Origin of the sequence: Cyanobacterium sp. HL-69 (genome assembly GCA_002813895.1) — a bacterium.
Classification (GTDB): domain Bacteria; phylum Cyanobacteriota; class Cyanobacteriia; order Cyanobacteriales; family Cyanobacteriaceae; genus Cyanobacterium.
In genome coordinates this window covers 41,648-55,266 of record CP024914.1, presented here as the reverse complement: position 1 = coordinate 55,266, position 13,619 = coordinate 41,648, and the positions used below count along the sequence as shown (strand labels likewise).

The window sequence follows — 13,619 nt, the reverse complement described above, 5'->3', positions numbered from 1 at the left end:
TGCAGAGTGATTAATAACTACTCTAGTTTACTATAAAATTGACAAAAATTATCAGTATTTTTAAAGAAAAAATAGTAAACAAAAATCTCTAAAGCATTGAAACATAAAGATTATAGGAACCAAACTCTCTCCTATAATCCTCACTTTAAATTTACGCAAAATTTACCACAAACTAAGGTCATTTAATTCTATTTTAAGCTCCTTATCAGGTAATGTAGAAACAAAATGTTGACTTTAAAGGTTCACAAAATAATCAATGATCGCCATGAGTAAGAGTCGTTATCCCGATAACTGGAATGAGATTGCCTTCAAACAAAAGAAGAAAGTAAAGTGGCGGTGTCAAAAATGTGGTGTGCAGTGCATTAAGCCAGGGGATAAGACGACTCATCTTAGTAAATCAGACCGTGCCAAAATAACTATGGTGGTTCATCATTCTAATTATCAACCAGAGGATAACAGGAAGGAAAACTTGGTTTGCCTTTGCACCGCTTGTCATTTGAGCTACCATACCCGCAAACGTGGAAATATCAGCATCGGTCAGTTATCCCTTGATTTAAACCTTAGTAACTAACATCAAAAGTGTACTGCGTATTATCTAAAATTTATGTTAGAAATGGTATCTAAACTATATATATAAATAGTTTCAAGCGTTATTATATGCGCTCGTGTAACCTCCCCCCTTCAAGTCGGAAAGTTAATAAATGATTTTTCAATCAACCCCCTAGATACCTTATAGCGTATGATTTTGAGGTGTCTTTTAACATGAAAACGCAGAAGGTGTAGTACAAATAAATATAGGGAGCGTGAAGGCGTGAAGTCTTTAAGCCATGCGGTTTAACTTCAAATAGATCGGTATCATGTTATATTCCTTCACCATTATGAATGGTGTTGAAAGACGGAACAACGTAACGCTCCTCCCCCACAAGGGCGTTGTGGCTACCCTTGGTTTGGTTTTAACGAGAGCGTTATGGGTAGGGTGTTTCCTCCAAAACTTTACTACAGGTTATGCAAAATTCATGTTAAAAATAGGCTATACGCTATATATATCAATGGATTTGAGCGTTCTTATTTTCTTGATTTCAAGGGATTGCCATTCTCCCAAACCTTTACAGGATATGTTTTTGAAGTAGGTTTTAACATAAATTGTAGATAACCCGTAGTAAAAAAATTAATCAAGTCGTTTCAGGATAAGAGAGACAGGTAGTTTCCGAGCATTTAATTCAGTGATTGCATCGCCCATTGCTGATATAAACCCTATCTGTACCATTTATTCAACAGTTTCTTAATTTATATTCAGTCTCGTTGAGATTTCATTAATATCCATAAAATAACCAATTACTAAGCCAAATATAGCCAATTAGGAGTAAAGCCGAGATAAGCGCGAAATCGAACAGTCGTCTTAAGTTTTGTAACGATTAAAGTACGCAGAATAAGTTAAAACATTTGCTCTGATTCAGTTTCAGTGAATTTGCATGGTTATTACAGTTTCCCTAGCTTTCTCCCTTGTTACAGGTTGAAAGTCAGGGCAAAGTGGCAGTATATATGCTATCATTTACCTATGACTGTTAAAATAGTAGTTGATACAAATATTTTTATTAGTGCTGTTATTAGTAAATCTGGGGCATCCAGAGGGGTTATTAGGGGATGTTTAGAGGGTAAATATTTACCTTTAATGGGTAATAGTTTATTTGCTGAATATGAATCTTTAATTCATAGAGATGACATTATCAAAAAGTCTCCTTTAACTGTAGCTGAAATAGAAATTTTATTAGCTTCTTTTATGGGTGTTTGTCGCTGGACTTCAATTTACTATTTATGGCGACCGAATCTTAAAGATGAAGCTGATAATTACTTAATAGAATTAGCATTGGCTGGTAATGCTCAGTTTATTATAACTAATAATATTAAAGATTTTCGAGGTGCAGAATTGCTGTTTCCTCAGTTACAAATTATTCAACCAGAGTATTTTTTAGAGGTATAATGTAATGGCAACTTTAACGATTCGACTTCCTGATGATAAACATGAAAGATTGAAACAGTTGGCACAAACTAGGGGAATTAGTGTTAATAAATTAATGGAGGAATTTTCTACTAAAGCTATTGCTGAATTTGATACTTTTAATCGTTTTCAAGTTATGGCAAGTAAAGGTGATATTCAACAAGGGTTGGCTTTATTAGACAAGTTAGACGCTAGTTTTTAATTAGAGATTAGAAGTTTAAGTACCGATAATTGCTTAGAGGATATTTGCGTTTGATTTCATCAAGACGAATATTCCCTTTCTCGTTTTGATTTTTTTTTGACTGACGGAAAGCAGAAATTTGACTTTGCCGAAAATGGAAGTTGAGTGGTTAAAATAAACATGGTTATAACCCTCTAAATATCGTACCTTTATCTATTGTACATTGCCTAAAAGGCGTTTGAGTAGCAAGTGAGAGAAAAACAACGCTAAGAGTAAAACTTTTATTGCACAACCTTCTCAGCTTTTAAAATTGCTCCACATTCATCAAGGAGCGATGGCGCTTAATAATCACACAAACAGTAGTCTTACTCAGATGTAGTTTTTCGGCAATAGAACGATAAGAATAGCCCTGTGCAACCATCTTTAAAACTTGAGGGGCAAGACGATCAGACTTAATTCGTTGTCCAGGTCTTCGACCTAAGATTTTCCCCTTAGCTTTAGCATCGGCCAATCCCGAACGCACCCTTTCTCGTACTAAATCTCTTTCAAACTCAGCAATGGAAGCCATAATTGAAGCAATTAACTTTCCTTGAGGAGTATCCAAATCAAACTGAATACCCGTTTGAGCAATTAAAGAAACTCCCCAATGACTCAAATCCTGTAAAGTATAAATTAAATCTAAAGTGCTACGACCCCAACGAGTTAATTCTGTCACCAAAATTCCCCTAATCTGACGATGTTGAGCTAATTCCATCACCTTATTTCTTTCTTGATGCTGACTTTTAACCCCAGAAACCGTTTCCTTCCAAATCCCTACCACCTCATAACCTGCTTGGTGAGCATAGTCAAGTAAATCTCGCTCTTGACGAGAACAAGACTGATCAGAAGTAGAAACTCGACAATAAATCGCAATTTTCATGTACCAATTAAACCCTCCTGAAAACAGAGGTCTAAAACCTGCATCATGGCGGAAACATAGGGTTCGTGTCATGAGGGGCAGTGGTTAAAAAATAAGTACAAATAAACTATTTTTTAGCCTCGATTGATAAGTTATTTAAATCAAACTTCCCCATAAATGGTCAAAAAGGGGGAAGTTATTTTAAATATATATTGCAAAGACTTAATTTACTGTTCCTAAGCATAGCCTTACTAAACATCATTAATGGGCAAGTTTGGATTATGACACCCTCAGCACCCCCTCTATTAATATTTAACCCCATACTATTTAATATTTGTCAAATACTTATTTATTAATCCATTTGTAAAACTTATCATTTGACGTGAAAAAAGACCTTTAACAATCAAGAAATAAAAAAGACTGAAACTATTGCTATATATAGCCTTTAGCTTCTCACTGCCCCTCATGACACGAACCCTATGTTTCCGCCGGAAGGTACAAAATTAGCACAGTAGGATAAGCTAACTAGGGGTAAAGCCGAGATGTCTGTAAAATAGTGCAAGATAGAATATACATACTGCTATCTATAGACCACAACACTCTACTCCATCACAACTCATCCCTTCATTTATCATTATTCCCCCAAAACTCCTGCATCGCCTCACGCCAATAAACTAGGGTATAGGGTGCACCTAACCATGAATCTGGCTTATTTACCCTTACCATCGGTTCATTACGATGATTCCTCGATAGGTAATTAATAGGTAAATCCTCACAGTATCCTGCCTTAATAGCTTGATTATAAAACTCCTCAAATTCCTCCTGCCATGATGGTTTGCTTGGGGTACTGGTTTTCTGTTTGGGTTGCCAATTATTCTTCAGGGCTTTTATGAGGAAGCCCACGGGGTTATTAAGAGTTTTATTCTCCTTGAGTAACTGTCGCAGGTTATTTACCTGTTCCATGGTTGCCTTATTAACTAACTCAGCTAATTTCTCAGGTATCTCTATGCCTAAGCCCTTGAGGAATTTACTACGCTCTTGGATAAGTTTATCCTCGGCAACAAGGTCGTTATTACTGTGGGCAGAAGAGTTAACTGATTCCTGGGCGACGGTTGGGGTATCCCCTGAACTTCCACCACTTAAGCTACTTTGCCGATATGAGGGCTTCCCTAGCTTTACACCTAGTTCTGAATTTAATGGCTTTAATTCTGGAGAGTCACCTATCATCCCCGATTGTTCGATGGTTAATCTTGCTGGTTCAGATTCTAAGGCTTCTGATTCTCCTCCATTAATTTTTCTAGTTTCCCCATCAATGGTTTGATTATGCTCCCGTAAAGTAACTACTTCTAGTTTCTCAATTAAGAAACAGGATTCTTCTGATTTACCCCTAACCGCCTTTTGTGTGTTCTTTTTAATTTCTTTTTTTTCGGGAGAACATAAACTAAGCATATAAATTCTTAGTATATACTTTTCTAAAAAATCTAAGCTCAAACCTTTACGCTCTCTTGCGTTACACACGTTTTTGTCTTTTTTTGTTTGTTGTTCTTGTTTTTGTTTGAATTCTTTACTGGTTATAGGTTTGAGGTTGTTTTGCTCTTGTTCTTTTTTGGGTACTTCTATGGCACTCAAACTCTCTCCCTGACTACTATTACACACCATTTTTAGTTTTACTTTTTCTCTCCATATTTTCTGATGTTTGTATAGGGTTGATGCTGAACATTTGGCTATGCTACATATTTCTTTTACGAAGGCTGTTATGTTTTTATATTCTTTGCCTATTACTATTTTTAGGGCTTCTATTATCCTATTTAAAGCATCTCTTGTTTTTATGTTGTTGTTGGTTTTTGGTTTGGGTAGGTTTTTGCTTTTTTTCTCCCATGCCAAAGGATATGTTGTTTCTGCCCATCTGGCTATATCTTGACTCCGTTGATGGATTTCGTATTGATGCCCACAGTATTCTTCGTATCCTCTCAGGTGGGTTACTGTATGTCTGATGGTGTCTCTTAGTTCTACTCCTCCTAGTTGTCTGCATAGTCTTATTTTCCTTCCTAGGGCGAGTAAAATGTCGTTGGTTTGACCACGCCCTGTGAATCCTTCTGTTATTACTTGGTTTAGTTCTTTTTCTATCTGGGCTAAAACTGGGCTTTTTTTGCTTTGTAAGTAGAGGTATCTTTTTAGTTCTTTTATGTCTTGGGCTTTGGCTACATTTTCCCACTGCTCTAGGAAACTATCTAGGGGCTTGGGGTGATCTATTATGGGCTGATATTGACTATCTAGGAGGTAACTACTGCTTTCTGGTTGTAGGGGTAGTCTATGCCTTTGGTATAGTTTCCATTGGTTTTTGTCTTGGCTATAGTTATCTTTCTTTTGGTTGGGGAAGATTTCTAGTGTGCCATTTTTTACTGTCCAACCATTTATTTCTAGGTATTGGGTTATTTTTGCTCCTATCTTGTAACTTTTTAGTTTATGGCTGAATGGATAGTATATATGTATTCCTCCACTCTGGCTGGATTGAATTTTGATGTTTTCTTTTAGTCCTATTTTGTATAGGGTTAGTTCTAGTAGTGGGATGCCGTTGGGGTCGTTTTTGGGGTGGTAGGGGGAGTTTTTATCGATGTCTAGCATCAAATACTTTGTGTGTTTATCAAACCCTACTCCTATCAATTTGGTAGGGTCTTCATAAATCTTTATGAGGGTGGGGTCACTTATACGGGTTTTGACGGTTTTCCATGAGCCATGCTCTTTGATGATCCAGTTCCAGCGGTAGGTAAAGATTTGTAACAGTTTTTCTTGGTTTTGGTTTTGCATTGTTTCTCTCCTTTTCCCTTTGGAGAGTCACCGAAGAAGTCCTGTAACCCTTGAGCCAATGCACCTTGTAGCACCTTGTTGGCGGTGGCTAGGTTGGTGGTTTTGTTGTTTAATTTGAACATTTTTGGCTTTTGTTTTAGGTTTATCTTTTCAAACCTTGACCAAACGTGTTAACATCAAATTGCGATGAGATGTTTTTTCGTTGTTGTTTGAGGTTTAAAACTCGGACTCTTCGGAAAAACTCCAAAAAGAATTTTTATTGAATTAAATAGTCTTTATAGAAAGATACCATATCAACAAGGTGTCTTTCTTTTTTGTTACAAAGGTTTACAGATGAGTAGAACAAAAGGCTTTGTTATGTCTTACTAAATAGATAGAAATAACAACATATTCCCACCCAATCCCCATATTTTCCCATAGTTACAGACTATTGACTGGTGAACGACTACCCGACAGCTTTAGCTCTCGTCGGGAGCTTCATCATTCAACAGATCATGCCTCAAGACAGATTTACGTCCGCCTTTTGGTCTTACTGTGCCTCCTGATGCAGAAACGGCTATTCCATCCGTTTGTATTATTCTGAGGCCTTCTGCTTACGTTAAATTTTAATTTACTAAACAAATTTGATTGATGGTATTGATGAGGATAGTTGCACTTTTTTCTATTTCTTCATGGGTGGTAAATTTGCCAATGCCAATTCTCAATGCGCTTTCTATCAATTCATCTTCTAGGTTTATTGCCCTCAATACGTGGGACGGGGCAAAGGTTTCTGAGGTACAAGCTGAGCCTGTGGAGATGGCTAGTTTATCTCTTACCCTAGCAATCATGGCACTATTGGGAACATCGGGGATAGATATATGGAGGTTTCCTGCGAGGCGGTTATCTGTATCACCGTTGACGATTAATGAGGGGATTTGGGCTTGTAATAATGATTGTAGTTGATTTCGTTTAAGGGCGATCGCCCTTTCATCTTCTGTCATTTCTGATTGTCTGAGATAACAAGCCTCTCCTAAACCTACTATTCCCGATACATTGAGTGTACCTGAGCGCATTCCGTTTTGATGTCCTCCTCCATAAATTAGGGGTTTGATGGAAAATCCTTGTTTGATAATTAATGCACCTATACCTTTCGGGGCGTATAATTTATGTCCAGAAATGGTTAAGAAGGTAATACCCCAATCTTCAAAGTTGAGAGGAATTTTACCCACTGCCTGAGAGCCATCACATAAGAAAGGGATATGATATTTTTGGGCAATTTTACCAATTTCTTGGATGGGGTAAATGTTACCAATTTCGTTGTTTGCCGCCATGACACAGAGTAAGGATGCGCCTTGGCTACATACTTTTTCAAGATATTCTAGGTCAATTCTCCCTTTAGTATCTACTTTCAACCAAGTTATCTGGGCGAATCCTCGTTTTACCATGGCTTCGCAGGTATCAATGATGGCTTTATGTTCGAGGGGTGAGACGATGAAATGGTGAGGAGGTGTTAATCCTTGGATGACGGTATTAATGCTTTCTGTTGCCCCAGAGGTGAAGATGATTTCTTGGGGATGACACTGAATTAAGTCAGCTATTTGTTGTTTTGCTTTTTTGATGGCGGTTGAGGAGCGATCTCCCCATAGATGATCTATACTACTAGGATTACCAAAATTATCGATCATCGAGTCATATATTACATCGATTAAGCGGCGATCGACTGGGGTAGTGGAGTGATAATCTAGGTAGATAGGATTAGACATTTTTTATTCTCTCATGGTTGACATTAACTATTTAGGAAATTTTTTTTACCACAGAATATCAACATCATAAGAACTAAAAACAGAATCATTAGTTATGATTATCATGGATTCTAATTGACTTTGTCCGATTAACATTCGATCAAAAGGATCTTTATGATACAAAGGTAAAGTAGATGCTGTAATAGCATGATCAACTGAAATAAATAAAGGAAAAATATTATCAATTTGCATTTGTTGAGGAATTAAAATCTCTGGAGATACAGGCAAATTTAACTTACCCAACTTAAACTTAATTCCCATTTCCCAAATACTCGCTACAGACAAATATAATTCATTTTGACTACTACTTATTGTCTCTATGGCAATTTTACTCAATTTTTCAGGTTCAAATAACCACCATAACCAGCAATGACTATCTAATAATATTTTCAATCTTATTCCCCTTCAAATAACTTGATAATTTCTTCATCGCATCGATAAAAACTTTCAGGCACGGTAAATTTCCCTTTTAATCTTCCGGGGGTACGTTGATTTGGGGATGATTCTATATAAGGGCTTAAAAAAGCTACTGGTTTTCCTCGATTAGCAATAATTATTTTTTCTCCTTTCTCAACCCTAGACAAGAGTTTGGAAAGTTGTGTTTTTGCTTCGTGTATATTGACTATATTCTTCATCAAACTTAGTTTAATAGACTAACTTAAGTATAGTTCATATTTTGAAGAACTCATCAAGTGTTATTCAATTAGTTAATAATGCCGATAAAAAACTTCTGAGTAGTTTGGTATAGATAAACCATAACGTGAGGGTAAAAAATATAGAAGCCAGCGCATTAAAGTTTGCCATTGTTCTTTTATTTTAATATTATTAATATATCCTTCTGTTTGTTGATGAAGATAGTCACAAACTTCTCCAAATCTACGAGGAATGATGACAAAATTATCTATTTTTTGTATTAAAGTTTTTTCTAACAGTTGAAGCCCAATATAATTATTAAATATTTGCTTATCAAGATTTTGAGGAAGTTTAAAAATAGATAAATCTTTGATGGCATTTTCCCAAGAAACTTTAGTTAATTGACTAAATTTATTTTTATAAGCTAAATATAAATCTTCTGGATTTCTTAGACTAGGTAACCACATTATATCTATTTCTGAATTATGATAATTATCTAATTCATATATATTATCAGTATCTATTTTTAAGGGTATTGCTTCTTTTTGTTTTGCGAGCGTACTTTGATATAAATTAAACAATACTTGATCTACTTTAATACAATTATCAAATAATTGATGCTCAAAATATTTTAACTCATTATTATCTGAATCAACAGAAATCATTAACTCAAAATTAGGAGTCTTTGACCAATTTAGAGCATTTGCTGTTAAATTTGCTGAACCGATTAAGCATTGTTTATCTACTCGATAATATTTAGCGTGTAAATTATTTTTTAACCATAAACTAGCTTGAGGGAAAGATTTGATAGTTTCCCAAATTTCTATATCACTAACTCCTGTTAAAATTTCTTCAATACGCCAACGAGTTACACAGGTTATTTCTATTTCTGGATTAGTCAACTCTAACAGTTCTTTGAAGATTGATTTTTTGATAAAGGGAGCAACTAAAATAATTTCATTTTCGGCTGTTTTGCATAAGTTTTTAAGTTGACGACCAAAATTCATAAATTATATATAGCATTTTTTATAATTATGAGATACATTTATTATTCTCAAGTCCCCCTTATTAAGGGAGATTTAGGGGGATCGTTTTGTACCCCGTAACCATGATAATTGCTATATTTGTTTTTTTAAAATAACTAAAATCACCTGTTTAAATTCATCTAGCTTTTTATTGCTTACAATATCCCAAATGATTTCGTAATCTAAAGAAAAATAAGTATGAGCAATAATGTTTCTTAAACCAATAATTTGTTTCCATTGGATATATTTATATTCTTGTCTTATTTCAGAAGGAATATTTTTAGTAGCTTCTCCAATAATCATTAAATTATGAGTCACAGCATCTAATGTTTTTTCATCTTCTAATAATTGTGATTCTGTTATATTTTCAGTATATAATTGTATTTTTTTGATACTACTAAGTATATCATTAAGATAAAGTTTAAGATTTCTTGACATAAATTGCTTCAGCTAAGATAAAATTTTTAATGATAGGTTTAATTGATTTTAATGTAACTAAATCTACGGATTTATTGAATAATTCTTCAAGATAAAATTTTAAATTCATATAGCCATCTAATGTTGCTGAATGATTAAACTCCACTAAAAAATCAAGATCACTATTTTCTGTGGCTTCATTTCTGGCGGTTGAACCAAATAGGGCGAAAGTTTTTATATCATATTTATCAAAAAAATCACTTTGATTTTTTAATGTTTTTACAATAATTTCTGTTGTTAATATTTGTTGTTTTTTCTTGGTTAAATTATTCATAATTAGCCATAAGATATTTTTAAAGTTTTTGGGTGAGATACACCCACCCATATATGATTATTCCTCATTTTCTAAGAATCGTCGAGCTAATCTGCCCCAGTCAATACGGGCATCTTGAGCATTTTGTTTGCGTATTCCTTCGGGTTGTTCATCTTCGTATCTTGCCCACGCCATCAAGAGTAATTTGAGAGCATCTAAGGAATTAGCTAAACGACTGCGTAAGGTATCTATATCGGCATCTTCAATGTTATCCTCTAAAACTTCCACAAGGTTTTGATAAGCGGGGTGTTTGGTATTAAGGGTGACGATGATTGCACCTCCTTTGGGTTTGACGGAGAAAAAAGCCGGGGTATCGAGGGAGGCTTCTACAAAGGTATATTTTAAGCCATCATCGACGGTGGTGGCGGCGAGTAATTCCGCTTGGGTGGGAGGCATTCCTTCTTCTATTAGTGTTTCTTGGATAGCTTGTTTTCTTTGCTGTTTGGGTAATTGTTCATCTTTATCGCTTTCTCCTGTATAACCGTTGTTTTGTCTTTCTTTGGTGATATAGGTGGCAGCCTTTTGGGGTTTATAGTTTTCGTGACGTTTTAAGCCAGAAGTGCGATCGCCCTTAGTTTGATCTTTAATCAACCTTCTAATAAGACTTAGGATTGAATTAATTTTGTCAGCTAAATCGAGTAGTGGTAATTTAGGATCTTGATCTTCTCTTAATTCTTCTTTTAACTGAGTAATAGTCTTACCATTTTCTAAAAGGGATTCTATATCAAGGGCTAAAACTTCAGCAAAATTACGAGCAGATTGTTTATTATTAGTCACCCCAAAAATATCATCAAGGGAGGGCGGAAACTCCACTTCTACCCCCCACCATCTCTCTGTAGGATCATAAGTATTAACCAAAGTTTGATCTAATTCCAATTCTCGTCCTGCCCGAACTACAGAAATCCCCACATTTTTAGCAGCGTGTTTTCCGTGAGGTAATGCCCCTGGTAGTTTACCATTTTCACTTTTCCTCGCTTCTTCGGTGGCATAAGCAATACGAAGTTTCACTTCATGATCTTTTCCTTGAAAATTGATAATAAAGGTAATCTCTGGATTTACATCTCCTTCCCATAGCTGAAACATGGGTTGATTATCAAAAGGAGGAGGGCAAGATGTTTTACTCATCAAATATAGAGGATCATTTGGTAGGGCATATTTTTCCAAGATTTCCCCATGGGTATCTAAATCAAAGGCATACATTCGTATCTTAACTCGGTCATGTTCCAAGAATTTACGATACATTCTACCAATGAGTAACTCGGAATGCTCAATGATGGTTTTACCTGTGCGCCACATACAACGGTCAATTTTTGACCATACTACTAATGTGCCACTATAACCAAAACTTTGCCCTACTTTTAGCCATCTATGGGGTACAGATTTCGGAATAGGTTCGGGTACTTCGTTTAATTGACGGGTTTTGATTTCATCGAGGTCAAGGTAAGTATAAAGGGCATTTTCTACTCCATTTTGCCATGACCAAACATCAACTCTTTGACATTGAGAAATCGATGATGAGGGTAAACCCATACCAAAGCGCCCGATGCCAGTATGTTGATCTTTGTCTAGGTGAGTACCGTTACCAAATTGCAGGGCTAGACGTAAAACGGTGGCATCCATACCGCAACCATTGTCTAAAACGGCGATTTGTTCGATATGGGAGCTTTTGCGGGATGTTAATTGTTTCATCCTTTGCCCACAGAGTAATTCAACTTGGGATGCGCCTGCTTGAATAGCATTATCCATCAACTCGGCGATGGCATAGGCGGCATTTTTATAACCGTTATCGCGCATGGCTTGAACGGCTAGATGTGCTGGAACTATATCATGGGGTTTATTCATTAGTTTTTCCTCCAAACGTCTTCCCAATTGTTAAAAGCATCTGACACAGACCCAAAACCGGGCATTTGACTATCGACTACGGTGATAATTTCGGCGGTAGCGTTGCCTCCTGCTTTGAGTCCTCGAATAGCTCGTCCTACCATTTGGCTATACAGTACAAGGGATTTGGTGGGACGGGCGATAACGGCGGCACTGGTTTTTGGTGCATCGAATCCAGTGGTTAATACGCCGTAGTTACATAATATTTGTGGTTCGGGGTTGTCGTCTTTGAAACTCTTGATAATTGCCTCTCTTTCTGGTTTCGGGGTTTTTCCTGTAAGGGCGATCGCACTATACCCTCTCAACTTTAAAACAGCGGTGAGGATTTGAGCATGGTTAACGGAGATGGCGAAGACGATAATGCGATGATGACGGTGGGTTAGGGCTTCTAGTTCAAGAATGATGCGGAGGTTACGTTGTTCGTCTTCTTCTAATCGATGGAGAATGTAGGGGGGAATATCCAAATCTTGGTTAATGCGTCGGATGTCTTTGGGGGTAAGTGTCAAGACACTGTCATAAAATAGGGGGCGATGAATGGCTTGGGCGAGGTATTGTTGTTCTACGAGGTAATCCACGGGGTTATCATAACCTTCTATTTCGAGGGTTACTTTTTGTTGGGCGAAAAAATTTGCTAGTTGGGCATCTTGATCAATTTCTGCCCATGTGCGTCCAGGGGTGGCGGTTAATCCGAGTAGGGCGGTTTTTTCGTAGGGAATGACGAGGCTATCTAGCACTAATTTATAGGTATGGGCGATCGCCTGATGAGCTTCATCGATAATCACAAAGGAGGTACGCACCCCCAATTGATTGATAAAGCGGATACTTTTTTTGAGGGCGTTATAGGTTTTACTCAATCCTGCTACCACAAAGCCATCGTTTACTTCTTCTATGGCTAAATCATGCTCTCCCCAAAATCGATAAACAGTTAAAGGGCGATCGCCCAAATACCCCCAAGCCTTTTCAAACTCATTAACAGCCTGTTCGCACAACTCCTCACTATACGCCAACCAAACCACCAAAGTAGGTTCATTATTCCGCAGATGATCCGCAATAATATTCATCGCTGTACGGGTCTTTCCTGCCCCTGTAGGCATATGCAAAAGTCCTCGATAGGGAGGATCATATAAATATTTTTGCACCCTTTGAGCGGCATTTCTTTGATGATTGAACAAAGGATATTGAGGACTAATTTCGACAAAAGAGGATTTTTCTACAGTAATATTTGTTTGACGATAAACAGGAATTTCAAAGAAATTAAATAAATATTTTTCTGCCTCCGAGTTTTGTTTGATGGCTACTTTTTTTAGTCTTTTATATACATCTTTATCATGGGGTGCATCCCAAACAGTGGCTAAAATATTGGCTTGTTCAGGGGTAAGAAATTCTATTATTAAATCTCTATGATATTTAGATCTTAATAACTCTTCTGGAGTATATAGAGTAAGTAATGCCTCTATCAACTGTTCTTCGTTAGTTAAATTTTTATCCGATAATTTTAAAAGATTAAATATAGGAATACTTAATAAGTACTCTAATTTATTCTGTTTACTGTTAAGTAGTAAATCGTATATTTTCAATGTATAATAATCTCCATATTAAGCAATATATTAATAAGAATTTAAC

13 protein-coding genes are annotated in these 13,619 nt (G+C 36.3%); 3 read left to right on the top strand and 10 right to left on the bottom strand.

What is annotated here, in order from left to right; translation table 11 throughout:
- The first annotated feature begins 265 nt into the window (after positions 1 to 265).
- The 3 genes from AA637_RS15450 to AA637_RS15440 all read left to right on the top strand — a co-directional run bounded on the left by AA637_RS15450 (position 266) and on the right by AA637_RS15440 (position 2,201).
- A complete protein-coding gene (locus AA637_RS15450; RefSeq protein ID WP_446684716.1) occupies positions 266 to 571 on the top strand; it encodes an HNH endonuclease in 306 nt (101 codons plus the stop codon).
- A 987-nt stretch (positions 572 to 1,558) separates the two neighbouring features.
- The gene (locus AA637_RS15445) at positions 1,559 to 1,981 is read left to right on the top strand and encodes a putative toxin-antitoxin system toxin component, PIN family (RefSeq protein ID WP_446684715.1); all 423 of its coding nucleotides are present in this window, start codon (positions 1,559 to 1,561) and stop codon (positions 1,979 to 1,981) included.
- A gap of 4 nt (positions 1,982 to 1,985) precedes the next feature.
- Positions 1,986 to 2,201 carry a CopG family ribbon-helix-helix protein gene (locus AA637_RS15440; protein ID WP_069790975.1) on the top strand — a complete coding sequence of 72 codons (216 nt, stop codon included), beginning with the start codon at positions 1,986 to 1,988 and terminating at the stop codon, positions 2,199 to 2,201.
- 283 nt (positions 2,202 to 2,484) lie between these two features.
- Here AA637_RS15440 and AA637_RS15435 read toward each other — a convergent pair whose 3' ends face one another.
- From AA637_RS15435 to AA637_RS15390, 10 genes are all read right to left on the bottom strand, one after another.
- Entirely contained in the window at positions 2,485 to 3,099 is a 615-nt protein-coding gene (locus AA637_RS15435; protein WP_446684739.1) for a recombinase family protein, read from the bottom strand.
- A 603-nt stretch (positions 3,100 to 3,702) separates the two neighbouring features.
- Entirely contained in the window at positions 3,703 to 5,886 is a 2,184-nt protein-coding gene (locus AA637_RS15430) for a hypothetical protein (protein WP_446684714.1), read from the bottom strand.
- A gap of 605 nt (positions 5,887 to 6,491) precedes the next feature.
- A complete protein-coding gene (locus AA637_RS15425; RefSeq protein WP_446684713.1) occupies positions 6,492 to 7,628 on the bottom strand; it encodes a cysteine desulfurase family protein in 1,137 nt (378 codons plus the stop codon).
- A 45-nt stretch (positions 7,629 to 7,673) separates the two neighbouring features.
- A complete protein-coding gene (locus AA637_RS15420; RefSeq protein ID WP_446684712.1) occupies positions 7,674 to 8,060 on the bottom strand; it encodes a type II toxin-antitoxin system VapC family toxin in 387 nt (128 codons plus the stop codon).
- A 2-nt stretch (positions 8,061 to 8,062) separates the two neighbouring features.
- Positions 8,063 to 8,302 carry a type II toxin-antitoxin system Phd/YefM family antitoxin gene (locus AA637_RS15415; RefSeq protein WP_446684711.1) on the bottom strand — a complete coding sequence of 80 codons (240 nt, stop codon included), beginning with the start codon at positions 8,300 to 8,302 and terminating at the stop codon, positions 8,063 to 8,065.
- A gap of 72 nt (positions 8,303 to 8,374) precedes the next feature.
- A complete protein-coding gene (locus AA637_RS15410; RefSeq protein WP_446684710.1) occupies positions 8,375 to 9,307 on the bottom strand; it encodes a phospholipase D family protein in 933 nt (310 codons plus the stop codon).
- A 111-nt stretch (positions 9,308 to 9,418) separates the two neighbouring features.
- Complete coding sequence (locus AA637_RS15405) at positions 9,419 to 9,763, bottom strand: HepT-like ribonuclease domain-containing protein (RefSeq protein WP_446684709.1); 345 nt, start codon at positions 9,761 to 9,763, stop codon at positions 9,419 to 9,421.
- Entirely contained in the window at positions 9,747 to 10,076 is a 330-nt protein-coding gene (locus tag AA637_RS15400; protein ID WP_446684708.1) for a nucleotidyltransferase family protein, read from the bottom strand. Before AA637_RS15400 ends, AA637_RS15405 begins: the two co-directional genes overlap by 17 nt.
- A 57-nt stretch (positions 10,077 to 10,133) precedes the next feature.
- Positions 10,134 to 11,957 (bottom strand): ATP-binding protein, encoded by a 1,824-nt coding sequence (locus tag AA637_RS15395; RefSeq protein ID WP_446684707.1) that lies wholly within the window; start codon positions 11,955 to 11,957, stop codon positions 10,134 to 10,136.
- On the bottom strand, positions 11,957 to 13,573 hold the full coding sequence (locus AA637_RS15390; RefSeq protein WP_446684706.1) for a DEAD/DEAH box helicase: 1,617 nt from the start codon (positions 13,571 to 13,573) through the stop codon (positions 11,957 to 11,959). The genes AA637_RS15395 and AA637_RS15390 overlap by 1 nt, the downstream gene beginning before the upstream one ends.
- Positions 13,574 to 13,619: the final 46 nt, after the last annotated feature.